The sequence below is a fragment of the Aquisediminimonas profunda genome (assembly GCF_019443285.1).
GTDB classification, from domain to species: domain Bacteria; phylum Pseudomonadota; class Alphaproteobacteria; order Sphingomonadales; family Sphingomonadaceae; genus Aquisediminimonas; species Aquisediminimonas profunda.
In genome coordinates, this window is the sequence record NZ_CP080327.1 from 1,895,446 (window position 1) to 1,919,770 (window position 24,325).

General features: G+C 58.6%; 26 protein-coding genes. 10 read left to right on the forward strand and 16 right to left on the reverse strand.

The features are described from left to right. Window positions 1-79 precede the first annotated feature (79 nt). The 9 genes from K0O24_RS09420 to K0O24_RS09460 form a co-directional block, all read right to left on the reverse strand. Window positions 80-1,252: a molybdopterin molybdotransferase MoeA gene (locus K0O24_RS09420; protein ID WP_219892492.1), complete on the reverse strand. Its 1,173-nt coding sequence runs from the start codon at window positions 1,250-1,252 to the stop codon at window positions 80-82. Next, window positions 1,249-1,719, reverse strand: coding sequence for a cyclic pyranopterin monophosphate synthase MoaC (gene moaC, locus K0O24_RS09425; RefSeq protein ID WP_219892493.1), 471 nt, complete (start codon window positions 1,717-1,719; stop codon window positions 1,249-1,251). Before moaC ends, K0O24_RS09420 begins: the two co-directional genes overlap by 4 nt. After that, window positions 1,716-2,507: an indole-3-glycerol phosphate synthase TrpC gene (gene trpC, locus K0O24_RS09430; RefSeq protein WP_219892494.1), complete on the reverse strand. Its 792-nt coding sequence runs from the start codon at window positions 2,505-2,507 to the stop codon at window positions 1,716-1,718. The genes moaC and trpC overlap by 4 nt, the downstream gene beginning before the upstream one ends. Further along, window positions 2,508-3,500 carry an anthranilate phosphoribosyltransferase gene (gene trpD / locus K0O24_RS09435; protein WP_219892495.1) on the reverse strand — a complete coding sequence of 331 codons (993 nt, stop codon included), beginning with the start codon at window positions 3,498-3,500 and terminating at the stop codon, window positions 2,508-2,510. After that, window positions 3,497-4,081, reverse strand: coding sequence for an anthranilate synthase component II (locus tag K0O24_RS09440; RefSeq protein ID WP_219892496.1), 585 nt, complete (start codon window positions 4,079-4,081; stop codon window positions 3,497-3,499). The genes trpD and K0O24_RS09440 overlap by 4 nt, the downstream gene beginning before the upstream one ends. A 108-nt stretch (window positions 4,082-4,189) precedes the next feature. After that, entirely contained in the window at window positions 4,190-4,579 is a 390-nt protein-coding gene (locus K0O24_RS09445; protein ID WP_219892497.1) for a DUF6632 domain-containing protein, read from the reverse strand. Between the two features lie 124 nt (window positions 4,580-4,703). After that, window positions 4,704-5,768, reverse strand: a complete 1,065-nt coding sequence (locus tag K0O24_RS09450; RefSeq protein ID WP_219892498.1) for an alpha/beta fold hydrolase — start codon at window positions 5,766-5,768, stop codon at window positions 4,704-4,706. Window positions 5,769-5,837: 69 nt separating this feature from the next. Beyond that, window positions 5,838-7,346 (reverse strand): anthranilate synthase component I, encoded by a 1,509-nt coding sequence (trpE, locus tag K0O24_RS09455; protein WP_219892499.1) that lies wholly within the window; start codon window positions 7,344-7,346, stop codon window positions 5,838-5,840. Continuing rightward, a complete protein-coding gene (locus tag K0O24_RS09460) occupies window positions 7,343-9,283 on the reverse strand; it encodes a peptidylprolyl isomerase (RefSeq protein ID WP_219892500.1) in 1,941 nt (646 codons plus the stop codon). The genes trpE and K0O24_RS09460 overlap by 4 nt, the downstream gene beginning before the upstream one ends. Before the next feature lie 91 nt (window positions 9,284-9,374). Between K0O24_RS09460 and tpiA the strand changes: the two genes are divergently transcribed. The 4 genes from tpiA to pyrG all read left to right on the forward strand — a co-directional run bounded on the left by tpiA (window position 9,375) and on the right by pyrG (window position 13,360). Beyond that, window positions 9,375-10,109 carry a triose-phosphate isomerase gene (gene tpiA / locus K0O24_RS09465; protein WP_219892501.1) on the forward strand — a complete coding sequence of 245 codons (735 nt, stop codon included), beginning with the start codon at window positions 9,375-9,377 and terminating at the stop codon, window positions 10,107-10,109. 129 nt (window positions 10,110-10,238) lie between these two features. After that, window positions 10,239-10,889 (forward strand): fasciclin domain-containing protein, encoded by a 651-nt coding sequence (locus K0O24_RS09470; RefSeq protein ID WP_425514728.1) that lies wholly within the window; start codon window positions 10,239-10,241, stop codon window positions 10,887-10,889. Between the two features lie 238 nt (window positions 10,890-11,127). Further along, window positions 11,128-11,658, forward strand: coding sequence for a preprotein translocase subunit SecG (gene secG / locus K0O24_RS16955; RefSeq protein WP_219892502.1), 531 nt, complete (start codon window positions 11,128-11,130; stop codon window positions 11,656-11,658). Window positions 11,659-11,725: 67 nt separating this feature from the next. Next, window positions 11,726-13,360, forward strand: coding sequence for a CTP synthase (gene pyrG / locus K0O24_RS09480; protein WP_219892503.1), 1,635 nt, complete (start codon window positions 11,726-11,728; stop codon window positions 13,358-13,360). An 11-nt stretch (window positions 13,361-13,371) separates the two neighbouring features. Here the strand turns inward: pyrG and K0O24_RS09485 are convergent, their stop codons facing one another. Next, on the reverse strand, window positions 13,372-13,947 hold the full coding sequence (locus tag K0O24_RS09485) for a TetR/AcrR family transcriptional regulator (RefSeq protein ID WP_219892504.1): 576 nt from the start codon (window positions 13,945-13,947) through the stop codon (window positions 13,372-13,374). Between the two features lie 62 nt (window positions 13,948-14,009). Between K0O24_RS09485 and K0O24_RS09490 the strand changes: the two genes are divergently transcribed. Further along, complete coding sequence (locus tag K0O24_RS09490) at window positions 14,010-14,423, forward strand: hypothetical protein (RefSeq protein WP_219892505.1); 414 nt, start codon at window positions 14,010-14,012, stop codon at window positions 14,421-14,423. Continuing rightward, on the forward strand, window positions 14,420-14,770 hold the full coding sequence (locus K0O24_RS09495) for a hypothetical protein (RefSeq protein ID WP_246610941.1): 351 nt from the start codon (window positions 14,420-14,422) through the stop codon (window positions 14,768-14,770). The genes K0O24_RS09490 and K0O24_RS09495 overlap by 4 nt, the downstream gene beginning before the upstream one ends. A gap of 43 nt (window positions 14,771-14,813) precedes the next feature. On the opposite strand, the gene K0O24_RS09500 is transcribed toward K0O24_RS09495, so the two are convergent. From K0O24_RS09500 to K0O24_RS09515, 4 genes are all read right to left on the reverse strand, one after another. Beyond that, window positions 14,814-16,817 (reverse strand): NAD(P)/FAD-dependent oxidoreductase, encoded by a 2,004-nt coding sequence (locus K0O24_RS09500; protein WP_219892506.1) that lies wholly within the window; start codon window positions 16,815-16,817, stop codon window positions 14,814-14,816. Between the two features lie 224 nt (window positions 16,818-17,041). After that, window positions 17,042-18,397: an aromatic ring-hydroxylating oxygenase subunit alpha gene (locus tag K0O24_RS09505; protein ID WP_219892507.1), complete on the reverse strand. Its 1,356-nt coding sequence runs from the start codon at window positions 18,395-18,397 to the stop codon at window positions 17,042-17,044. Beyond that, window positions 18,394-18,918, reverse strand: a complete 525-nt coding sequence (locus K0O24_RS09510; protein ID WP_219892508.1) for a nuclear transport factor 2 family protein — start codon at window positions 18,916-18,918, stop codon at window positions 18,394-18,396. The genes K0O24_RS09505 and K0O24_RS09510 overlap by 4 nt, the downstream gene beginning before the upstream one ends. Continuing rightward, window positions 18,915-19,439: a nuclear transport factor 2 family protein gene (locus K0O24_RS09515; protein WP_219892509.1), complete on the reverse strand. Its 525-nt coding sequence runs from the start codon at window positions 19,437-19,439 to the stop codon at window positions 18,915-18,917. Before K0O24_RS09515 ends, K0O24_RS09510 begins: the two co-directional genes overlap by 4 nt. Before the next feature lie 195 nt (window positions 19,440-19,634). Between K0O24_RS09515 and purB the strand changes: the two genes are divergently transcribed. The 4 genes from purB (at window position 19,635) to K0O24_RS09535 (ending at window position 23,365) form a co-directional block, all read left to right on the forward strand. Next, a complete protein-coding gene (gene purB, locus K0O24_RS09520) occupies window positions 19,635-20,939 on the forward strand; it encodes an adenylosuccinate lyase (protein ID WP_219892510.1) in 1,305 nt (434 codons plus the stop codon). A gap of 56 nt (window positions 20,940-20,995) precedes the next feature. Continuing rightward, a complete protein-coding gene (locus K0O24_RS09525; protein ID WP_219892511.1) occupies window positions 20,996-21,958 on the forward strand; it encodes an alpha/beta fold hydrolase in 963 nt (320 codons plus the stop codon). 54 nt (window positions 21,959-22,012) lie between these two features. Beyond that, window positions 22,013-22,747, forward strand: coding sequence for a ParA family protein (locus tag K0O24_RS09530; RefSeq protein ID WP_219892512.1), 735 nt, complete (start codon window positions 22,013-22,015; stop codon window positions 22,745-22,747). 228 nt (window positions 22,748-22,975) lie between these two features. Beyond that, on the forward strand, window positions 22,976-23,365 hold the full coding sequence (locus K0O24_RS09535) for a MerR family transcriptional regulator (protein WP_219892513.1): 390 nt from the start codon (window positions 22,976-22,978) through the stop codon (window positions 23,363-23,365). Between the two features lie 54 nt (window positions 23,366-23,419). Here K0O24_RS09535 and K0O24_RS09540 read toward each other — a convergent pair whose 3' ends face one another. Beyond that, the gene (locus K0O24_RS09540) at window positions 23,420-23,845 is read right to left on the reverse strand and encodes an ion channel (protein WP_219892514.1); all 426 of its coding nucleotides are present in this window, start codon (window positions 23,843-23,845) and stop codon (window positions 23,420-23,422) included. Window positions 23,846-23,887: 42 nt separating this feature from the next. After that, window positions 23,888-24,232 carry a hypothetical protein gene (locus K0O24_RS09545; protein ID WP_246610942.1) on the reverse strand — a complete coding sequence of 115 codons (345 nt, stop codon included), beginning with the start codon at window positions 24,230-24,232 and terminating at the stop codon, window positions 23,888-23,890. Window positions 24,233-24,325 lie beyond the last annotated feature (93 nt).

Consider the following 24,325-nt stretch of genomic DNA (forward strand, 5'->3'; position numbering starts at 1 on the left):
AATAGGGAACGAACGAGGAACTTCTACTAAGGAGATTCCAACACGTCAAGCAGAATGTTCTCTAAAGGTTCGCGCTTCTTCAGTCCAGAATATAGATCGGGACTGTATCCCCGATGTCTGCGGCGGGCGCATTCGGTGGTCGAACGATCAGGCAATCGGCACCGGCAAGCCCGCCCAGCGAAGCGCTGTCGTTGGGTCCGACAGGCACGACTCCGGCAGCCGTGTTGCGGGCGCGAAGATGGTCGATGCGTTCGCCATTGGCGGGCAGGGGGGCGGCAACCCGGACGGTGAATTGTCGCGCAAGGGGTGCGTTGGCGCCGGCCAGCGCAGCAGCAACAGGCTTCGCAAACAGCAGGGCCGTAACGAAGGCAGACACGGGATTGCCAGGCAGACCAAGGACGAGCATGTTGCCAAGTTGTCCGGCCATGACCGGTTTGCCGGGCCGCATTGCAACCTTCCAGAAGTCGAGCTTAGCGCCGCAAGCCTCCAGTGCCGGCCTGACCAGATCATGATCCCCGACAGACGCACCGCCCAGCGTGATCAAAAGGTCTGCATCGGCCGCCCGTATCGCTGCGACAATTTCAGATAGATTGTCAGGAATGATTCCTATTCTTTTGATATCACACTTCAATTCATCAAGAAGTCCGGCAAGCATCGTGGTATTGGATTCTGGTAGGAAGTCATCGCCGGCGTCCACCCCTGGCGCGACCAGCTCGTCACCCGTAGCAATCAAGGCGACCCTTGGCCGGCGGCGGACGGTCAATTGGTCATAACCCCCGCCTGCGGCCAGCGCGACCTGCGCAGGCATCAGCCGGTCGCCGCTCTTGATCAACAGATCACCTGCGCGAAAGTCCGAACCCTGCTGACGGATGTGTCGACCCGTGATGGGAACGTCCGCAGGCGCTACCCGGATGATGTTGCCGTCTCTGACAATATTCTCCTGAATCACGACGGCATCTGCCCCGTGCGGCACGGCAGCGCCCGTAAAGATACGCGCCGCTTCACCGTCTCCGACCCGGCCTGCGAAGGGACGCCCCGCGGCTGACTCCCCGATGACGCGCCAGGGGCCGACGCTTCCCCCAGCCATCGCATAACCATCCATCGCTGACAGGGCCCGCGCCGGCTGCGTCCGCTTCGAATAAACGTCATCTGCCGACCAGCGCCCGGTCGCGTCCGCGAGCGAGACGGTCTGCAGCGGCAGGGGGCTTGCAAGCGCGACCAGCCGTGCTTGGGCGGCTTCAAGCGAGATCATGGCGCGCGCCACTCCCCCGACTTTCCCCCGCTTTTGGAAAGCAGGCGGATTTCGCCAATAATCATGGCCTTGTCGATGGCCTTTGCCATGTCATAAATGGTCAGGAGCGCCACAGAAGTTGCTGTCATCGCCTCCATTTCGACCCCGGTCTGACCGGATGTACGCGCCGTTGCAGTTGCTCGCAGGCCATTGCTGAGCCGTTCGAAGTCAACTGCAATACTCGAAAGCCCCAAGGGATGACAAAGGGGGATCAGGTCACTTGTGCGCTTCGCAGCCTGGATTCCGGCAATCCGGGCAACGGCAAGCACATCGCCTTTGGCAATGCCCCCTTCGTGGATCGCTGCCAGCGCCTCGGCGCTCATCGTGATGATCCCGGTTGCGACTGCTTCCCGCGCCGTAATCGCCTTGGCAGAAACATCGACCATGCGCGCGGCGCCGTTTTCATCAAGATGTGTGAGCCGTGTCATGCGTTCCCCAGCAGTTTGCGCGTAGCCAGCCCCACATCGTCTGCACGCATCAGGCTTTCGCCAACAAGAAAGCATCTTACGCCATGGCTCGCCATGGCGGCAAGGTCGGCATGTGAAGTGAGGCCGCTTTCTGCAACAAATGTGCAACCATCCGGGGCCCTGTCGATCAATTCGTAAGTTCTGGCGAAATCGACTGTAAAATCCTTGAGATTCCGGTTGTTCACGCCAATCAGTCGTGATTGGAGTCGCAGCGCGCGGTCCAGTTCGGCAGCGTCGTGCGTTTCCACCAGCACATCCATTCCGCGCTCGATTGCTGCTGCTTCGATCTCCCGCATCTGGCCATCGTCGAGCGCCGCCACAATGATCAGAATGGCATCGGCACCGATCGCGCGGGCCTCGGCGACCTGCCAGGGATCGACCATGAAATCCTTCCGCAGCACGGGAAGCGAACAGGCTGCGCGCGCGGCCACCAGATAATCCTCATGGCCCTGAAAATAAGGCGCGTCGGTCAGCACCGAAAGGCAAGCGGCACCGCCTGCCTCATAGGCTGCGGCGTGTTCTGTCGGCCGGAAATCGGCGCGGATCAGGCCTTTTGAAGGGCTCGCCTTCTTGATTTCCGCGATAAGGCCAAACCCTTCAGCCGCCTTGACGTCAAGTGCGGCCCGGAATCCGCGCGGCGCGGTTTGCGTGGCCGCCAGTCGATCAAGATCCCCGATCGACTGCAGCATCTTCCGGTTCGCCACTTCAACGCGCTTGGTTGCGCAGATTTCGTCGAGCTTGTTCGCCATCTAGAACGCAATCCAGCAATCGAGCAGAGTGTTGGCGAGGCCATTGTCCAGGACTTCCGCCGCTTCCTCCACGCCGTCCCGCCAGTTTGCGGCTCTACCGGCAACGATGAGCGCTGCCGAAGCATTGAGCAGAACGGCATCGCGGTAAGGGCCTCGCTCGCCCAGAAGAAGCCGCCGGAGCGCTGCGGCATTGTGGGCCGCATCACCCCCGCGAATGGCGCTGGTCGGCGCGGCAGCAAGGCCTGCATCACTCGGCTGCACTGTTTCGCCAACCGGCAAATGACCGATCCTGAAAATCCTGCTTGGCCCAGCGCCTGACAATTCGTCCAGCCCTTCGTCACCGGAAACGATCATGGCCGCTTCTGCGCCGAGGCTTTCCAACGCCCGGCCATAGACCTGCACATAATCCGGCCGGGCAATGCCAATCAGCTGCCGTGAAACCCGCGCCGGATTGGCAAGCGGCCCCATCAGGTTGAAAATCGTCCGCTTCCCGATCGCCTTGCGGATCGGCTGGATGCGCTTCATCGCGGGGTGATGGTTCGTCGCGAACAGGAAGCAGATGCCAAGCTCATGAAGTGTCGCTTCTGCCGTTTCGCCGACGCGCTGCATATCCAGCCCAAGCGCCTCCAGCGTGTCCGCCGCGCCGGCCTTGCTTGATGCCGCGCGGTTGCCGTGCTTTGCGACCGGCACTCCGCAGGCCGCGACGATGATTGCGACAGCGGTTGAAACGTTTAGGCTGTGATGGCCGTCTCCCCCTGTGCCGCACACATCGATTGTCCCGGGCGGGGCATTGATCGGTATCATGCGCGCGCGCAATTCACGCGCTGCAGCCGCAATCTCGACGCTGGTTTCGCCGCGTTCGCTCAGCCTCGTGAGGAAGCCTGCAATGTCCTCATCCGACACGCGGAGGTCCAGAATGGCGGAGAACGCTAGCCGGGCAGCGTCCTCTTCAAGCGCTTCGCTCGGGTTGGGCAGCTGGAGCGTGGCGTTCACGCCCGTTCCTTCACACGCATCCCGGCCAGGGCCATGAAATTGGCGAGCATTGCGTGGCCATGCTCAGTGGCAATGCTTTCGGGATGGAACTGGACACCGTGGATCGGCAATGTAGCGTGACGGAAGCCCATCACATGCCCGTCCTCACTGCGCGCGTTGACGATCAGGTCGGCCGGAATGTCCTCGACAACAAGACTGTGGTAGCGTGTCGCGTTGAACGGCGAGGGGAGGCCTGCGAAGAGCCCGGACCCGTCGTGTGTCACTTGCGACGTCTTTCCGTGCATCAAACCGCCGCGCACTACGTGCCCCCCGAAATGCTGGCCAATTGACTGGTGGCCAAGGCATACCCCGAGCAAGGGGCGCCCGGCTTCTGCGCAGGCCGCCACGAGATCAAGGCTCACGCCTGCCTCATTGGGCGTGCAGGGTCCCGGCGAAATGAGGAACGCCTCCGCGCCGGACGTGATGGCTTGGCCTGCTGAAATGGCGTCGTTCCGAACAACCTCCACCTCTGCCCCCAATTCCATCAGGTAATGGACAAGGTTCCAGGTGAAACTGTCGTAATTGTCGATGACGAGGATCATGGGGCAGCCCCTAACGACTGATCGTTGGCTGTTGAAGCAAATTGTGCGGGCGGCCAGGAAGGCAACGGGATGTCAAAGAGGCCGCCGCAATTGTGTTGATGCTTCGCCCTACTGCGGGACTGATCCCTTGTTGGCCTGCAGCAGCGCGCCCAGCACGATCGTCACCAGCAGCAACGCTGGCACGTCGCCTAGTAAATGGCCGCGATGCATGTCGTTATTGAGAGACTGCAACGCCATGATGCCGGCATGCACTGCGCTCGACCAAACTGTAAACCAAATCAGGGACCGATGTGCAGATGGATTGCTGGCTGCACGGATGAGGAAAATGCCAAGCGTTGCATAGACGCCGACAATCATCATGAAATATTGGGAATCTGCTGGCGATCCCTCATGCCATGCCCAGCCCGATGGCCAGACGATCGCCAAGGGATAGACGAGACAAAAGACCGCGCCGAAAGCCACAAGTGCAAATTTCAGAAGTTTTTCGCTTTGTAACATGATGCCCCTCCATGTTCGGGATCTGACGGCTTGCTCCACCTGCGTCCCGATAGCCGCCAGTAACGCACTTTCACGCAGCCAATGCAATGGGCTCAGCAGATTGGCCTCCAATCGGCGGCCAGGTTTACTCGGCCATCAGCCTTGCCAGATCGGCCTTCCAGAACTTGGCCCAGGTGTGGGTGCCGTGACCCTTAGTGTCCGCGCTTTCAGGGATCAGGATGAAGCGCGCCCGCGGCATACGCTTGACGGCCTTTTCGGCCATTCCCAACCCTGGCGGGTTGATGAAGTCGTCAGCAGAATTGATCCAGAGGACCGGCACTGTAATCTTTTCGAGACCGGGTTCAGGATTGTAATTCCGCGAGGAGTCCAGTTGGTAGATCGCGTTGTTCGCATCCACGCCTTTGCCGCGCGCTGCGAAACCCGTTTCCAACGCCGCTTCCGCGAGCACGCGCGTCGGGAATTGCGCCTGAAGCGCGACAGGGTTCCCGCCCGCAATCATGCTCAAATCCGTATAGGTTCTGAGGCCCGAGGCGGGCTGTTCGATATAATTTCCGCCGTTCCAGGCCGGGTCGGCCTTGATCGCGTCGATCGACATCTTGCGCCACATGCGGTTTCGGCCAGCAATTTCGGACGCGTTGCAAGCGAAGGGCGCGAGCCGTTCGGCAAAGCCCGGATATGTCTCGCCCCAGACAAAGGTGTGCATGCAACCCATTGAGGTGCCCAGCAACAGTGTGAGCTTCCGGACGCCGAGGCCTTCGGTCAACAACCGGTATTGGGCTTTGACCATATCGTCATAGTCATATTTCGGAAAAGCCATGCGCATCCCGTCGCTCGGCTTGGACGAGCCGCCATGGCCGATGTTGTCGGGCAGGATGATGTAATACTTCGCGATGTCGAGCGGCTGGCCGGGGCCATATAGTTCATCGGCGAATTGCGGCTGAAGGAACTGTTTGCCAGAGCCGCCAGTGCCGTGAAGGACCATGATTGCATTGTCGATCTGGCCCTTTTTGTCCTTATGCGGGGTTCCAAGCGTCGTGTAATGCATCCTCACTTCTGGGAGCTTTTCGCCGGAAACGAAAGTGAAATCCTTGAGGACTGCCTCTCCGTCCTTTGCGGGCCAGGTTTCGGCAAGGGATGGGGTGGCAAAGAGTGTGAAAGCCGCAATCAGGGGCAGGAAGATGGTGCGCATGTTGCTATGCTATCTGGTGTCGGGTTGAAAGGAAACCACTCGTCGCGCCGGTGCAAGGGCGGCGAGGCATTATTGTCCGAACCCGGCCTCGCTCGCGACTTTCAATGCCTCTTTTGCCGCTGCCATCAGGGCGCCGGCTTTGGCTTCACATTCGCGCTGCTCGTAATCGGGGTTGCTGTCGGTGACGATTCCGGCACCGGCTTGCACGTGCATGACCCCGTCTTTGACAACAGCTGTCCTGAGGACGATACAACTGTCCATATTGCCGTTCGGGCTGAAATAGCCAACTCCTCCGGCATAGGCACCACGTGTTTCGGGCTCAAGTTCCGCAATGATTTCACAGGCTCGAACCTTTGGTGCGCCGGATACCGTTCCTGCAGGGAAGCCCGCAAACAATGCGTCAAGTGCGTCTTTCCCGGGCGCCAACTGTCCGACGACGTTCGAGACTATGTGCATGACGTGGCTGTAGAATTCGACGGTATAGCTGTCCGTCACGGTCACGCTGCCGGCAGCTGCAACGCGACCCACATCGTTCCGGCCGAGATCCAGCAGCATCAGGTGCTCGGCGCGCTCTTTTGGATCGGCAAGCAGCGACGCACGGTTTTCAGCATCTTCGACTGAATTCCTGCCGCGTGGCCGGGTTCCGGCAATCGGGCGTATCGTCACTTCTCCGTCCCGCGCCCGAACGAGGATTTCCGGGCTGGACCCGGTCAACGCAAAACCGGGCAGATCAAGATGGTAAAGAAACGGCGAGGGGTTGATCCGCCGGAGGGCGCGATAGAGATCGAACGGAGGCAGGGGGAAGGGCTGTGTAAATCGCTGGGCCAGGACAACCTGAAATATGTCTCCTGCCGCGATATAGTCCTTCGCCTTCAGCACCATCTCTTCATACTTGCCGGGTGGCAGGACCGACGATGCGGGCTCAAGTGTCGCAAGGTCCGGATGCCCGGACTGCACCGGCAAGGGGCGGGCCAAGCGGGCCGCAGCGGCCTCTATGCTGTCCAGAGCCAGCGCAACCTGACGTTCCGCATTTCCATTTTCCGGCCATATGGGCGCAACAAGGTACAATTGGTCGGAAAGCCGGTCGAACACCAAAACGAGTGTTGGTCTGACGAAAAGCATATCCGGCAAGTCGAGGGGATTGGGTGCAGGCCGAGGCAGATCTTCGACAAGACCGATCGTCTCATAGGCAAAATAACCCACCAGGCAGGCGAGTGCACTCGGCAGTCCTTGTGGGACATCGATGCGGCAGGAATTCACCAGCTTGCGCAATGCAGGAAGCGTTGGCTCTTCGAGTTCCTGGAAGGCGCTTCGATCGGTCAGCCATGTCGAATTGATTTCCGCATGCTGGCCGCGAGCACGAAAGACGAGGTCTGGCGCAAGCCCCAAGAGGCTATATCGTCCACGCACGGATCCGCCTTCAACCGATTCAAGCAGAAAATCGCCGCGTTCCGCTTCAAAGAGCTTCAGAGCCGCGGATACCGGTGTTTCGGTGTCAGCAATCAGCGCGCGCCAGACCAGCGCAGGCTTGCCTTGGGCAAGCTGCGTCCGGGCAAGTCCGTCGGCCTCCGGGTTCACTGGCTCGTCGCGGCACCCGTCAAGCTGCGCTTGAGGGCGGCAATGGTCGAGTCGTTCTTCTTGACGCCGACATCGACCTTGATCGCAGCGGCAAATTGCTGGGCATATTCGTCGCCCAATGATCGGGAAAGCTCGCCCTGCATCACTTTCACCAGATTCGGCTCGCTGGCGATATTGCCGGGTTCGATCTTGTCGAGCCAGATTACATACCAGCCCTTCTTGTCTTCCGCCTCAAGAACCCGCGCATGACGGGCGGGGATGCTGAACAGCAAGGCAAGCTCCGGCGGCACTTTCTGCTGGCTCCGCGAAAAATCGATCCTGCGCGCGCCAATTGGCCTTGGGGCTGGCAAAGCTGCACCTGCGCCAGCCATGGCGGTTGCCAAAGGTGCACCCTGATTGGCCTTGAGCGCGATGGCATCCGCAATGCGCTTTGCTTCCCTTGATGCCCGATCCTGCAGGAAATCGGCCTGCACTTGAGCTCGAATGCTGGCGAGCGGCTTGGGTGCGGCAGGATTGATCCGGTCAAGATCATAAAAACCATAGCTCTGGCCGGGGGTGATGGTCAGCACGGCCGCATCGTCATTGACTTCGGCCTGAAAGGCATCGCGCAAAATGGGCTGCAGTTCCGGCGGTGCCTTGAAACCAGGCGCATCGGGAGCAATGCCGCTACCCGTCAGCGCAGGCGTCGTCACCACCGTCAGACCTTCGGCCTTGACCACATCGTCAAATGTGGAACCGTCGGCGACTTCATCTTCAATCTTCGTCACAAAATCTGCAATGGCGATATCGACCTTTTGCTTCACGATTTGTGCTGCCAAAGTTGCACGGACATCTGCGAGCGTTTTTCCGCCAGTCCGGTTGATCGCGTCAACACGGATGACCAGCCAGCCAAGCGGAGATTTTTGGGGGTCAAGTATGGCGCCCTTTGCCGCAGCAAAGGCTGCCTTGGAAATCGCGGGAGATGCAGCCAATCCAGCGTATGCAGCCTCATCCTGCGCGGCAAGCGTGGTTGCCTCTGTACCGGCAGCCTTGGCTGCGGATGCCAGCGGCGTCCCTGCGCGCGCCTTTGCCGCAATTTGAGCAGCCACAGCTTGGTTCGGCGCCACAACCTGACTGAAGACCCGCGTTTCCTTTGCTGCATATTGGGCGGCGTTGGCCTTGTAGGCTTGGGCGATTTCGGCCTCGGTCGGTACGATCTTGCCTTCGAACCTGCTGCGATCAAACAAGGCGTAGCGGACAATGCGGGTTTCCGGAACAGTATAGCGGGACACCTGACGCTGGTAGAATTTTTGCAACTCCGCATCGCTTGGTGGCGCACCGTTGCTCATTGCCGATGTCGGCACCATTGCAATTTGCCCCATCCGTGCCTCAAGCAACAGTGCGGCCACGGGCGTTGCCAGCCCGACGGGCGCACGCGCAGCGCCTGCAGCAGGAAGGATCAAGGCATTGGTCATCTTGTCGCGGGCGAAATCTTCCCGGACGACGCGTTCGGTCAGCTTCCGCTGGGCAAGCACGCCCAGGAACGTGTTTCTGTCAAACGATCCTGCAGGCCCGCGAAATGCTGGAATACTTGCAATTTCTCCGTCCACAAGGCGACTGCTTACTGTCATTCCATATTTCAGACCAAATTGTTCGAACGCGCGGCCATTGATCATCTGGTCCACCACTTGGTCGACACCGCCAGACCGAACAAAAGTCCCGATATCGAGCCCCGGGTTTTGCTGGCGGGCGCCGTCGAGTTGGGCTTGAACGCGAGAAGCCGCTTCGGTCGACGTAATTTTGCTGCTCCCAACTTTCGCCACGTTGGAGCCGCCGCCCGAGAGGTTGTCCAACCCTGAAGGCGTGCCGACACCCGTCACGATAAAGGCAATCATGATCAGCCCGAGCAGACCGAGGAGTACCCATGATGAGAGCGCACGGCGAAAAAAGGAAATCATGTACAGGCTTCCGGCTTGAAGTTGGTTGCGGCTCGCCATAGGGCGGCGCGGGTTCCGCTTCAAGCGGGCTTTGGGAAAGGGCTTAGGGGCTATGGCATTGCGCAAACTGGTCGCCGGGAACTGGAAAATGAACGGGTCGTTGGCGGCGCTCGCTGAGCTTGACGCAATTGCTGCGGCAGCATCGGACAATCTGGATATCGCAATTTGCCCGCCGGCAACATTGATTGCGGCGGCCGCAGCCCGCCAGCCCACGCTGCCAATCGGAGCGCAGGACTGTCACTGGAATGCATCCGGAGCGCACACCGGCTGTCTTTCTGTCAACATGCTGAGGGAAGCCGGAGCGCAGCTGGTTATCGTCGGGCACAGCGAGCGGCGCACAGACAATCACGAAACCGATGCCGAAGTAAAGGCAAAGGCCACTGCCGCTATCGCCGGCGGTCTGATCGCGATCGTGTGCGTGGGGGAGACTGAAGCTCAACGTGACGCCGGCCAGGCCGTTGCAGTCGTGACAAGTCAATTGCGGGGCTCTGTTCCGGAGGCGGGAACGGGTGAATCATTGGTCATTGCCTATGAACCGGTATGGGCAATCGGAACTGGTCGAACCCCAACTATCGCAGACGTCGCAGACATGCATGCTGCCATTCGCAAATGTCTGAGTGAACTTCTCGGCAATGAAGGGGCCAAGGTGCGCATCCTTTATGGCGGTTCCGTGAAGCCTTCGAACGCGGCCGAACTGCTCCATATCCCCGACGTGGATGGCGCTCTTGTTGGCGGCGCAAGCCTGAAAGCGACGGACTTCGTGCCGATTATCGACGCAGCAAAATAATCACAGCCAAGTGTGCATCCAAATCGGATGCCTCGCCAATATAGCAGATAACTCCGGCGCATTTGCTCGGGGCATTCACGCTTGCACCTGTGGCAGGGGCAACAAACTATTTTGAAATGAGGCTACCGCATGAAGAAGACTGTCGTCAAAACGCTCATGATCGCTGCTGCTGCAATGGCCATGACTGCATGTTCCAAGAAGCCTGCCGAAGACGGCAATGCCATGATGGCAGACAATGAAGCCATGATGGACAATAGCGCGATGGCAGACGGCGCAATGGCAGGAGGCGATATGCCGATGGTCGGCGGCGCGCCGATGGATCCTGCGAATGACGTTGTGACGAATGCGTCAAAAGCTGGCAATCTCAAGACGCTGGTCGCTGCCGTAGGCGCGGCTGGTCTGGTTGATACCCTGAAAGGTGCTGGACCGTTCACCGTGTTTGCTCCGAATGATGACGCTTTCAAGAAGCTGCCTGCTGGCACGGTCGAGACGCTGTTGAAGCCGGAAAACAAGCAGAAGCTGGCAGGTATCCTGACTTACCATGTTGTTTCGGGCAAGCTGGACACTGCAGAACTCGACAAGGAAATCGCTGCAGGCGGCGGCAAGGCGAAGCTCAAGACAGTCGCAGGCGGCTCGCTTACGGTTTCGAAGGACGGGGATAACTACACGCTCACGGACGCAACCGGCAACAAATCCCAAATCTCGGCCGAAGAACGCAACGTTTATCAGTCGAACGGCGTTGCCCATGTGATCGACACGGTTCTCTTGCCTTCAACGTAACTTCTTATGCGATCTCGGTGATCCAGGCCGGTCAACACCTGGTCACCAAGATGCGGCCCTGGCCGGGACCCCTCCCCGCCAGGGCCGTTTTCTATTCGGATAGAGGAGGGCCTGATGCCTCGCTTCCTGCCATCAAAAGGTTTGTTCTCACGCCAAAGGTTGCAACGAGTGGTCGGTTTTCCGGGGCCACGCCAATGCCGGTTGATCCGCTGCCCTCGCTCCGCTAAGGGCCGCGCCCATGTATAAATTCCTTCTTGTCGTTCACGCGATCATTGCCGCAGCCATGGTCGGGACTATTCTCATGCAGCGCTCTGAAGGCGGCGGGCTTGCTGGTGGTGGAAGCCCCTCAGGTCTCATGACAGCACGAGGCGCAGCGGATTTCCTGACGCGCGCGACAACGATTCTAGCAAGCCTCTTCGTGTTGCTTTCTATCGGACTGGCCGGTCTCGCGACATTCAACCGCGCGCCTGCAGAACTGGATACATCGCTTGCCAGACAGCCCGTTTCGGCGCCTGCTGCCCCTGCCTCTGACGTTCCCCTTGCCGGAACTGAAACTGGCGGCGCGGTTTCGACACCGGCACCTGCCGCCGTATCAACGAAGGCACCGCCCGCAGTGCAGACCAAGCAAGTCGCATCGACTCCCCCTGCCAAACCCAAGTCAAATCCAGCTTCTGCGCCAGTTTCTCAGAAGTCGGGCACAGTCACACCGCCTCCCGTAACGGTAGCCCCGTCTGCGCCTGCATCGGCTCCCGCCGACAAACCACAATAATATTTCCTGCTCAAAGGGGTTCTGCCCCTTGCCGAATCTGCATAGAGGTGTCTAAGCCTCTCCTCCCATGGCGCGGTTTATATTCATTACCGGCGGCGTGGTTTCCTCGCTTGGCAAAGGGCTTATGGCAGCGTCGCTTGCCGCGCTCCTGCAGGCGCGTGGTTACCGTGTCCGCATTCGGAAATTCGATCCCTATCTCAACGTCGATCCCGGGACGATGTCGCCCTATCAGCATGGCGAAGTTTATGTAACGGATGACGGTGCCGAGACGGATCTCGATCTTGGGCATTACGAGCGCTTTACCGGAGTCGCGGCGCGCCAATCCGACAATGTCACGTCCGGTCGCATATATCAGCAGATCATTACACGTGAACGTCGAGGCGACTATCTGGGGGCGACGGTTCAGGTGATTCCCCATGTCACTGATGCCATCAAGGCCTTTGCGATGACTGACGTTGATGACCTCGATTTCGTCTTGTGCGAAATTGGTGGAACTGTCGGCGACATTGAGTCGCTGCCGTTCATCGAAGCCATCCGGCAGCTGCGCAATGATGTCGGGCGCACCAATACGGTGTTCATTCATGTCACGCTTGTCCCCTATATCGCAGCCGCGGGAGAGCTGAAGACCAAGCCGACCCAGCACAGCGTGCGCGAATTGACGAGCCTCGGCATTCAGCCGGATATCCTCCTCTGTCGCACCGAGCACCCGCTTCCGGAAGGTGAACGGGCAAAAATTGCCTTGTTCTGCAACGTTCGCAAGGAGGCGGTGATCCAGGCACTCGATGCCAGCAGCATCTATGCGGTACCGCTTCAATATCATGCAGAAGGTCTCGATAACGAAGTCCTTCGTGCATTCGGAATGGAGCCGGGTTCTCCTCCTGACCTTGGTCGATGGGATGACATCATTGACCGGCAGAAGAATATCGAGGGCGAAGTCACCATTGGTGTCGTTGGCAAGTATGTTGGCCTTCCGGATGCTTACAAGTCGCTTCATGAGGCACTCATCCACGGCGGTCTGGCAAACCGTGTCAAGGTCCGGATCAACTGGATCGATGCCGAACTCTTCGAACAGCCCGAAAGCGATGTGGCTGCAGCATTGGAGCCGATGCATGCTATCCTTGTTCCCGGAGGCTTTGGAGAGCGCGGCAGCGAAGGCAAGATTGCGAGTGTCAAATTCGCGCGCGAACGCAAGGTGCCATTCTTCGGCATTTGCCTTGGTATGCAAATGGCGTGCATCGAAGGTGCGCGGAATACGGCTGGTATCGCTGATGCGACCAGCAGTGAATTCGGCTCTGGCGGCTCACCCATTGTCGGCATCATCACCGAATGGATGAGTGAGGAGGGACTGCAGAAGCGTGAGGCTGGCGGTGATCTCGGGGGTACAATGCGCCTGGGCGCCTATGAGGCAACGCTTTCAGGCAACAGCCATGTCGCCAGCATTTATGGGACGACCTCGATTTCGGAGCGGCACAGGCATCGATACGAGGTCAACGCGCATTACAAGGCACCACTTGAAGCGGGTGGATTGGTTTTCAGCGGCATGTCGCCCGATGGCGAATTGCCCGAAATTGTCGAGCGCCCCGATCATCCATGGTTTGTTGGTGTCCAGTTTCACCCGGAACTGAAATCCAAACCATTTGACCCGCACCCGCTCTTTGCAAGCTTCATTGAGGCTGCGGTCAAGCAAAGCCGCTTGGTCTGATCAGCGCAGGTTCAGGCAGATTGCGGGGTTCCGCCGGCTGATGTCAGAATTGCAAGCGCGCGAACGGCACGCGCCATTGGCTGTTCGCCGACACAGATTTCAATCAGCGCCAGACCATCGATAAGGGCAATGATCGCCAGTGCAACTCCGGCGCGGTCGACCCCATCAGGCAGGTCAAGGCGGGATTCTACCCAAGCTTGAAATCCGAAAATGATCTGGTTGGAAATTGCTGCGAATGGCACTTCGTTGCGGGCTGCTGCTGCAATGACTTCGACCCAGAGTCTCATGAAACCGCGCATTTCCGGTTGACCAGCGACGCCTGCGGCACGCGAAACAAAGTCAGCAACGTGAAAAACCTGCCCCTCTGGCAAGGCACGTTCAAGAGACGCCATCATTTGCCCGGCGATGCGTTCCAATGATGCGGACAGCACTTCCGCCTTGTCCTCGAAATAGTAGAGCAGCATGCGATCGCTGACGCCCGCGGCGGCGGCAAGCTGGCGTAGGCTCATTTTCGCAAGACCGTTCGCGAGCAAATGGGCAGAGAGTTTTTCGACAACACGTTCGCGCTGTTCGTCCCGGATGCTCATATTTCCTCTTGTAGCATATGCTACATTATTTTAGTGTGTAGCAAATGCTACAGGATTCTCACATGTACGAGCCTCTATATGAGTTCCTTCCCATAGGCGCACTTGCAATCTTTCTCGTAACTGCAGTGATGGCGGCGAACGGAAGGCAAGCAGCGAAACCGGCTGGATGGAGAATTCCGGCTGCATTTTCAGTCCTCTTTCTTGGCTGGTCGCTCTTTGCCTTGGCACAAGGGGGACTTGGCGGAGTGTGGGTCGAACACACGCGCAACGCTTGGGGCAATCAGATCTGGTTTGACCTGTTGCTGGCTCTTGGGATCGGATGGTCCTTGCTCCTGCCTCGCACGAGAGCCGTTGGCATGCGGCCTTGGCCGTGGCTGGCTCTGCTTCTCGCCACAGGAAGTGTGGGGCTGCTCGCCATGCTGGCACGCTGCTTCTTCCTGGAAGAACGCGTTGCGCAACAATCGAGGAGGCAATGATGCAACTCTTCAGACTTTTCCTGACTGCCTGCCTGATTGCGATCATTGGATATACGTCAGTAACAATCGCCAATCACGGGCTGAACCTGATGCCGGTTTTCTTCGGAGACATGGCTGAAATGGCATGGCCAGGCCAATTCAACCTCGATTTCATGACATTTCTCGGGCTTTCGGCGATCTGGGTATCCTGGCGCCATCAGTTCAGCCTCGCTGGCATAGGTCTGGGATTGGTGGCATTCTTTGGCGGGATGTTGTTCCTCTCTACCTATCTCCTGTTCCATAGCTTCAGGACAGGGGGAGATGTCAGCAAACTGCTGCTGGGTGAGGGGCGCGCGGCCGGCCGTTGAGCGAGCGCCGGGAGTTCCGCGGGACTGCTTGCTGCCAAAGCAGTCAGGATTTCTCACCGGTTATGAGGCCGACGCCAAAGCGCAGTGTAAAATAGGACCAGATCCAGTTCGTTACGACGGCAATCCGGTTTCTGACGCCTGAAAGGAAGCCGACGTGGACGGCGCCCCAAAGGAACCAGGCCAGCGCGCCGGCGATCTTCAGCCGACCGATTTCGACGACTGCGGATTTCCGCCCGATTGTCGCGAGGTTGCCTTGATGACGATAGACAAACGCAGGAGGCTTTGGCCGGCCGGAGAGTTTGTCCCGGATCAGGTCGGCAACATAACGGCCCTGCTGTTTTGCCGCAGGGGCCAGTCCTGGTACAGGCTGGCCGTTCCAGCCCAAGCTCGACGCGACGTCGCCAATCACGAAGATTTCGGGATGGCCCGGCACGGAAAGATCGCCGTCCACCGAGACGCGCCCCGCAGGACCGGGTTCGATGCCCAGCCAGTGTGCAGCGGGTGAGGCGGTTACGCCTGCAGCCCAAATCACGGTTTCCGTTTCGATCTGTTCGTCACCCATGAACACTGACTGCGGGCCAATTTCAGTCACGCGCGCATCTAGGCGGACTTCGACGCCAAGTCGCTCAAGCGCCTTTTGGGCCTCTACAGACATTTCCGGGGCAAAGGTCGGCAGCAAACGGTCTCCAGCATGAATGAGGATGACGCGTGCCGTGGCAGGATCAATTGCGCGAAAATCGTCTCTAAGGCCATTGAGTGCCATCTCGGCAATGGCTCCGGCCATTTCAACGCCTGTCGGACCTCCACCGATGATGACGAAGTTGAGCAGCCTTGCGCGCTGCTCCTCGCTCGCAGCAGCTTCGGCATGCTCGAAAGCGCGCAGGACGCGGCCCCGGATTTGAACGCCATCTTCGATGCGCTTGAGGCCCGGCGCATAGGGCGTCCATTCGTCGCGCCCGAAATAGCTGTGCTGGGCACCCGTCGCGATAACAAGCATATCATATGGCACGGCTTTTGTTGCCGTCATGACCTGCTTCTTCTGCTTGTCGATAGCAGTAACTTCCCCGAGCAGCACGTTCACATTGTGGTCTGACCGGAACAGCCCACGGATCGTGATTGCAATATCCGCGGGGGAGAGGCTGGCCGTGGCAATCTGGTAGAGCAGCGGCTGGAAAAGATGGTAATTCTGGCGATCAATAACGGTTAGCTTCACCGGCAGACGAGCGAGCCTTGCAGCGCAGGCAAGTCCTGCGAAACCTGCTCCCACAACAACAACGCGCGGCCAATTGTCGGGGATGTGGTCATTGCGCCGTTCAAACAGGACGTGGCTCTGCAGCCAATTCGAAATAAATCCATCAATCGAAAGCCAGCCACCGCCATAAAAGCCCATGAGGCCGCACAAGAGAAGGGCCATCGGGTCGACGCCGGTCATTTCGAGGCCAGCCATGACGTTCATTGCCTGCTGCCCAAGGATGCCCAGAACGAGCAGCCCAAGTTGCACGGGCATGGCAATCCCGAGCAGCGCCAGTGGCAAGCCGATCATGGCAAAGCTGGGCGGCGTGTTCGAAAAGGTGTTCACGGGCAAAAATGCAGCAGCTTGCTGGGATGTCTCCGGCAGGAAGCCGAGGTAAAACCAGGTGGCAGCCAGCCAAAGGCGGAGCAATAGAAGCAAGACCGGTTGCCCGTGGCGATCCAGAGATCTTGCGAGCTTGATCACGCTCGGGAATATGGGAAGGGCGCCTTGACGAAGGCCGGAGACAAACAACGCATCAAGGGAAAAGGCCCCGGCCCCGTGCGTGACAAACCACATCAGAAAGACAATCTGAAACAATGTGCTATCGAATGGATCGCCGCTGAATTGGGCAATCAGGGCTGGCAAAAGCAGGATCAAAGCAGACCCTCGCCCGGCAAGGCCAATCAAGAGCAAGGTTGCCGCTGCGATCTTGATCAGCAAGCTGCCGTCGAGACCGTCCATCGCTGGCATCACGGTTGCCTGGAAAATCCAGAAACGCCCTCCAAGATCAATGAGCGGCCGGACCGTGGTCATGATGGAAGCATAGATTTTCAACCAGATACGCAGGCTTACTGTCAAAGACTTGTTAAAGCTGAACATGGCGGCGTCTCTTTCCGGCATCTGCCGGATTGGCGACCGCTTGTCGCTCCGGCACTCTTAATACGCTGCCTGGAAGCAATCGGATACAATGGCCCGAAATTTTGATTACCCAGCGATCAAAGGCTCGCCGAACTGCAACCTGCTGTGAGCAGGGGCAACTATCCGTCCGCGAGATAGGCTGCAAGCGTCTGGCGCATGTGGCGTATCCGGACTTCCTGATAGGTGCCCAATGTCTGGCCGGGCTTGCGGCTCGCCCGGATGCCGCGGGTCAATCTGGCAAGATTATCGACATCCTGATCATAGATATAGGCGAGCTTGGGGTCGAGCCCGGGCGCAGACGCGAATGGCTCGTCCAGCGCGAGGTCAATGGTCTCTGGCGGGGGAGGCGGCCGTTCTCCCGGCCGGGTTGGGGCCAAGAACCAGAGATCGAAAAAGCAACGGTGAACCGAGTCCGGGTCCGGGCTAAACCGGTAAACCATTGGAAGCGATATGCCCGGAAAGAAGACGAAATTGGGGAAGCAGAAATACTCGATGGAATCCATCATTTGAGTGGATGAGACTGCGCTCAGGTCGACCCCGGTCTGCTCAGCCATCACTGTTCTCAGATGAGCGGCAAAAACATCGCGTGCGCGTTCTCCCGGCTGAAGTTTCAAACGTGCGCGGCCGCGGTCAAGACGTTCAAGCATCTCTTCCTCGGTCGGCGCACTCTTGAGGTGCGGGCTCTGAAATCCGATGGTGTGGATGAAGCGGCTGACATGGGGCCCCAAGAGATCATATTGGCAATTGGCGTCGCCCGCGCTCTGAAGTCCTTCGGGATGGGTTGCGATCACGTGATAGGCTTCGAGAAATGCCTCGACAGAAAGCTTCCAGTTCGCCGGCAGATGCTTGCGGACGTGCGTGACGATATGCCGTTCGTCCATTGGCACGGGCAGATCAAGCGCGGTCACGGGATCGAGAAAGTCCGCTAGTGGCGGAGGGTCGCGCCCCAGGAATACGAAAACGAAGCCACCCCAGCGCTCAACAGAGACTTCGTCCAGGCCGCTGTTCGCGCGGTCGACATGGTCGAAGTCCCACGCGCAGGGCAGGGACTTCAGTGCGCCATCGGACCCGTATGTCCAGCCGTGAAAAGGGCAACGAAGTAAAGCGGTTCGCCCACGTGCACCTGATGGCAAAAGCTGCATGCCACGATGGACGCAGCTATTTATGAAAGCGCGGATCGATCCATCCTCTTGTCGAACGAGGATCACGCTTTCGTCTGCAATATCGAAGACGACATAATCCCGGGGCTCCGGCAATTCCTCTTCGCGGCACGCCATTTGCCAAGTTCGTGGCCATAACCGTTCGCGTTCGAGGCGCGCGATGTCCTCACTCGAATAAGCATCGTACGAAAGATCCTCATCGCCAAGATAGGTGTAAGCCTCTGCAATGAAGGTTTCGGGCGGGGGCGCGGCATCGGCCAGAACAATGTCCTGCGTCGAAGGACCGGGGCAACGTGCGATTTTCTTCTCGGTCATCGGGTACGTACTTCTTGGCGTCGGGATGACAGGTCGTTGTCGCCACGCGCACCGCGCAGCGCCGACGGAGTCTCGCGCAGCCAATTGTCTGTGGCCGGCATGCTCCAGCAACTGTCGTTGAGCTCGCTTCGGTGCGCGATTTTCCAGATCCCGGCGCGCCTTTCGTAACGGTCGACATACCGACCAATCACGACAAAGTCCGTTTCGACGCCTTCCGCAACAATCCGATGGTAGGCATTGAAGTAGATCTCGCCGAAAGCGACATCGCCTTCGATTGAGATGTTCATTTGGCCAAGCATGTGATGATTGAATTTGTGGTCGCGCAGTATCTCAATGGCAAACTCGCAAAAATCGCTCCCCGATCCGGCGAAGAAACCTCGGTCGTCTGTGGCATCGGGATGATAGACCGAACGCAGCAGCTCAAGGTCAAGCCGGTCGAGGCCGCGCATATAGTCTATCGACAATTGGCTAATCGCACGATGGTCAAGCAGTTCCTGTAGCGCGGGGTCGCGTTCGATCATCGCACATTCCATTCGTAGAGCGGATCATCCGGTTTGCGCGCGCCGTGTCTGCGCAAACTGTTGTAAAGTCCGCCAACGACCTGCATCGTTGTTGGCCCTTGGCGATTCCAGTCCATGACATAGAGACGCTCAGTGATGCGCCACGCGCCGTCCCGTAGTTCGAGCGTATCCAGGTAACGACCCCCCACAGTCATTTCCACTTCGGCGCCGTGCTCACCCAAGATGTGCAGAGCCACGCAGCCGGTTTCGGCCCGTGCGCGGTTCCCAGAAAGTTCGACGATCGTATTGCAGATTCGGTGATGGGTGAGCCGCATTCCAGAGAGGGCCTGCAGCAGCGAGGCGCACGTCGATGCCTTATCCTGTGGACCGCTTCCATAATCCAGCGTGGCGTCGTCAGCGAAGACCCGATCCAGTTCTTCAGCATCACAGCGATCTATCCCGCGACAATAACGTGCGAGCACTTCCGCAATCTCCTGCCGCGCAGCCACACTGCGGATTAGTTCAAGGTCGACCTGATCCATCGGATCAGACTAGACTGCGGCATGCTTGAGTTGGGCCTGACGCAATTGCTAGTCCGAGTTCTTGTAAAGCGTCAGCCAAAAGCCGGTCCCGATGGCCCGCAGGAAAATCGCACAAGTTGGCCGACGCGATTTGAAGCCTGCGGTACCCTCTGTTAGAGGGCCTCCGCATTCCCCTTTTCGACACAAGGATGTTTCATGGTCCCGCGCTATTCCCGTCCAGACATGGTCAAGATCTGGGAGCCCGAAACGAGGTTCCAGATCTGGTTCGAGATCGAGGCCCATGCGACCGATGCACTCGCAGAACTCGGTGTCGTTCCGAAGGAGGCTGCAAAGGCCATTTGGGAACGCGGCGGCTTCGATGTTGCGCGCATCGACGAGATCGAAGCGGAAGTGAAGCATGACGTCATCGCCTTCCTGACTTCGGTTGCCGAGCATGTGGGCGACGAAGCGCGTTTCATGCACCAGGGGATGACGAGCTCCGACGTTCTGGACACATGCCTCGCCGTTCAGCTGGCTCGCGCCACCGACATACTGATCGACGATCTCGACAAACTGCTTGCCGTCATCAAGCGCCGTGCTTTCGAACACAAGATGACGCCATGCATTGGCCGGAGTCACGGCATCCACGCAGAACCGGTCACGTTCGGCCTGAAGATGGCAGAGGCATATGCCGAATTTTCTCGCGGCCGTGATCGCCTCATTGCGGCGCGCAAGGACGTTGCAACCTGCGCGGTGTCTGGGGCGGTGGGGACATTCGCCAATATCGACCCTAGGGTCGAAGCGCATGTTGCCGAAAAACTGGGCCTCGCAGTCGAACCGGTTTCGACCCAGATCATTCCCCGCGATCGCCACGCCATGTACTTCGCTACGCTGGGCGTGATTGCTTCATCGATTGAGCGGCTTGCGACCGAAATTCGCCATCTCCAGCGGACCGAGGTTCTTGAAGCGGAAGAATATTTCTCTCCGGGTCAGAAGGGCTCTTCGGCAATGCCGCACAAGCGCAATCCGGTCCTGACTGAAAACCTGACCGGGCTCGCGCGCATGATCCGGGCCTATGCCATGCCGGCAATGGAAAACGTTGCTCTTTGGCATGAGCGCGACATCAGCCATTCCTCGGTCGAACGCTATATTGGCCCAGATGCAACGATAACGCTCGATTTCGCGCTCGCTCGTTTGACCGGTGTCGTTGACAAGTTGCTCGTCTATCCGGAGCGGATGCAGAAGAATTTGGACAAGATGGGCGGGCTGGTCCATTCGCAGCGCGTGCTGCTGGCGCTTACCCAGGCTGGCGTCAGTCGGGAAGATGCTTATCGGCTTGTGCAACGCAATGCGATGAAGGTCTGGGACTCCGATGGCGCGCTGTCGCTGCTCGAGTTACTCAAATCCGATCCCGACGTGATTGCTGCCCTTTCCCCAGCGGAAATCGAAGAGAAGTTCGACCTTGCGTATCACTTGAAACATGTCGACACTATCTTCACGCGGGTCTTTGGCAGCGATTGAAATATTCGGGCCAGGTCGCGCGGCGCCGGATTCTGTTTTCGGGCTGGAGTAAGTGAATGAAGCGCGCCTTGAAATGGATATTCCTGCTGTTTGCAACGGGATTGTTGGCGCTGTTGGCGTTCTGCTGGCAAAGCGACCTGGATCCGGCGGACTTGCAGGCAAAATATGCGAATGGCGCGTCGCAATTCATTGATGTCGGCGGGGGCCTGTTGGTCCACGCGCGAGATCAGGGCCGAGGTGAAGCCCCCGTCCTCGTGCTGCTGCACGGTTCAAACGCTTCGCTCCAAACATGGGAGCCTTGGGTCAAGCGACTGCAAACCAAATATCGCATCATAACTCTTGACCAGATTGGTCATGGCCTGACCGGCCCGAACCCGTCCGACGACTATAGCCCAGCGGCATTTGTATCCACGCTCGACCGCACGCTTACCAAGTTGGGCGTCACACATTTTGCACTTGCCGGCAATTCGATGGGTGGAGCAGTCGCCTGGAATTATGCGCTTGCCCATCCGGAGAAAGTTGATGCCCTTATCCTGATCGATGCAGCGGGCGCTCCTGTTGCCGTTCCTGGTCAATTGCCTTTGGGTTTCCGCATAGCGAGGATGCCCGTTATCCGTCGCCTCGCAGAAGTCGTGACGCCCCGGCGTCTTGTCGAAAAGACCATACGCCAGACGATCTACAACCAGTCAATCATCGATGATCGCATGATTGATCGCTACTGGGAATTGTTGCTTTATCCCGGAAATCGCCGAGCTACAGCCCTGCGTTTCTCCGCGCAGCGCGTTGCTGCAGACGCGAAGGCGCTTTCCAGGTTGCATATGCCGGTGCTCGTCATGTGGGGTCGGGAGGATCGGCTGATCCCGGTTGCCGCCGCTCGGTGGTTTGTGAAGGCACTGCCGCAAGCGCAGCAGATCGTTTATCCAGGAGTTGGGCATGTGCCGATGGAGGAGGCGCCAGAAAGGTCGGCGGATGACGTTGATGCATTTCTCTCGCGTCTTGCACGCCCGACACAAAAGTGAAACGCTGCTGCTCCAATGGTTGAAAAAGGCAAATTGGGCGTGGCGAAATCGCGAATGGCAGTCATTGCAGTGTATTCGCTAAAGGGAGGGGTGGGTAAAACGACACTCGCGGTCAACCTTGCCTGGTCGTCTGCGATCCAGTCTTCGCGGCGTACCCTTTTATGGGATCTCGACCCGCAGGCGAGCGCATCATTCCTGCTGGGGCATGAAGGTCGCGGCAAAGGATCGGCGCAAGCCGTTTTCGCAAAGGATGTTGCCCCGGATCAATTGGTGGTGACGACTGCCATTGAGCGACTTGACTTGCTTGCTGCTGACACATCGCTGCGCAGCCTTGACCGGCTGCTCTTCTCTATTGGCAAAAGGAAAAGGCTGTCCAAACTCCTTGCCGGACTTGAGAAATCCTATGACCGCATCATCCTCGATTGTCCTCCTGGACTTACGGAAACCAGCGAGCAGGTGATGTACGCGGCAGACGTGATTATCGTGCCACTGATCCCTTCGCCACTTTCGCGTCGTGCGTTGGACGAAATCGTGCAACACCTTGATCGCGAGCATAATGGGCACGGTCCCATCCTGCCGGTCTTCTCGATGGTCGATCGCCGCCGGACCCTGCATCGTGCAGCTCTGGAGGCTCAGCCTGACTGGCCTGTCATCCCCATGGCGAGTGCCGTCGAACAAATGGCCGTCAATCGCGCGCCGGTAGGGGTTTTTGCCGGAGATTCACCTTCTGGGAAGGCCTTTTCCACCCTTTGGCGGGGTATCGAAGCACGGTTGGCTCGATTGAGGTAGGGGCCGCGGCGGAATTTGCCGCGACCCGCTCGATTCAGCACTTGCAGGGGTTGCAGGTACAGGGGTTGCACGAACAAGCACTGCAGGTGCACGGATTGCAGCGGCAAGTGCCTTTGTTTGGCGATGCAGCTGGATTGGTTTCGATGGTCTTCTTCATGGGGATCTCCTTGTTTTGCCAAATGGCGAATCAGTCTATAACCTCCGTACTGTGGTACGGAGTCAAGCGGTATGGGTGGAATGACAATTGGTCGGCTCGCAGAGGCGGCTAATGTGGGTGTCGAGACTGTGCGCTTCTATCAGAGGCGCGGACTTCTGCCGGTTCCACGCAGCGCAGGTGCAGTGCGACGATACGATGAGGAGGATCTGCGGCGTCTGCGCTTTATCAGGAGAGCTGCGACGGCGGGCTTCACCTTGGCCGACATTGCGGAGCTGATTCGCCTCGATACGACGGAAGATCGTCCTCGTGCGGCTGCGATGGCAGCAGACCGGCTGGCGGCACTGGACATAAAGATTGCAGAACTTGAGGCGTCCCGCGCCGCTCTCGCCCGATTGAGTGCCGCCTGCGGCAAAGGGGAGGAGGGTCCATGTCCGATTCTTGAAGCTTTCGATCCTGATTGAATCCCGCCTGCTACCTTATCATTGCGCAATGCCGGACTAACGCTGGCTTAACGGCTAGCGTCGGCGCATTCTGCCAGACAAGGTCACGAAGAAGGCCGTTGACCAGCCAATCAGGACGATCCCGTTAATCCCTTCAATGGCGGCGACCAGGCGCCAACGATCAGCCATGGCCAGATCATCATAGCCAATCGCACCATAGGTTATGGTCGAGAAGTAGACTGCATTGCGCAGTCCTTCCACAGCCCCGATAAAGTCATAGACAAAGGCGTAGAGCCAGATTTCAACACCGTGCAGGCCAATGAGGGCAAGGATCACAGAGAGGGTCACACCAAAACCCCGCAAGGACATCGGATGAATATGCTCGATTGCTTCTTCAAGTTCTTCAAGCCGAAGCAGCCGCGCGACCGTGAATAGGCCGACGGCGTGAATTATCACGGTCAGAATGACCATGACCGTCGCCAGCGAGAGTTCTGCAAGCATTGCGACTCGATAGGATCGGATTGCTCGGGACTCAAGCCACTGTTAGCGCAGGATGCCTTTCGCCCGCATTTGTCGCGCATAGATGAAGAGGCCGATTGCTGCAGCCCAAAGAACTGCGTTGAAGGCCCGACCACCAGCTGTGTTCAAACCCTCTGGAACATCGGCCAGAACGAATTGGTGGAACGACGAAACAGCCAATCCAGCCAAGGAAATCGCAAATGCGGGATACGCCAAGCCTTTCCTCGAGATCAGCAGGATTGAACCCGCGATTGCGCCCCAAACTCCCAATGCCCAGAAAAGGTTCGCCCAGAATGGAAAACTGTCGAGCCAGGAAATTTGCTCTGCCGTGAAATCCTTGAGCCACGCCGCATTGTGGGTTTTGGTCATGGTGTAATCAAGCCCGCCCATGCTGTTCCACAGGAGGCTACCAATACCGACCGCCCAAAGGTGCCATGGCGCTTTTTTTGCCTCGCCAATTCC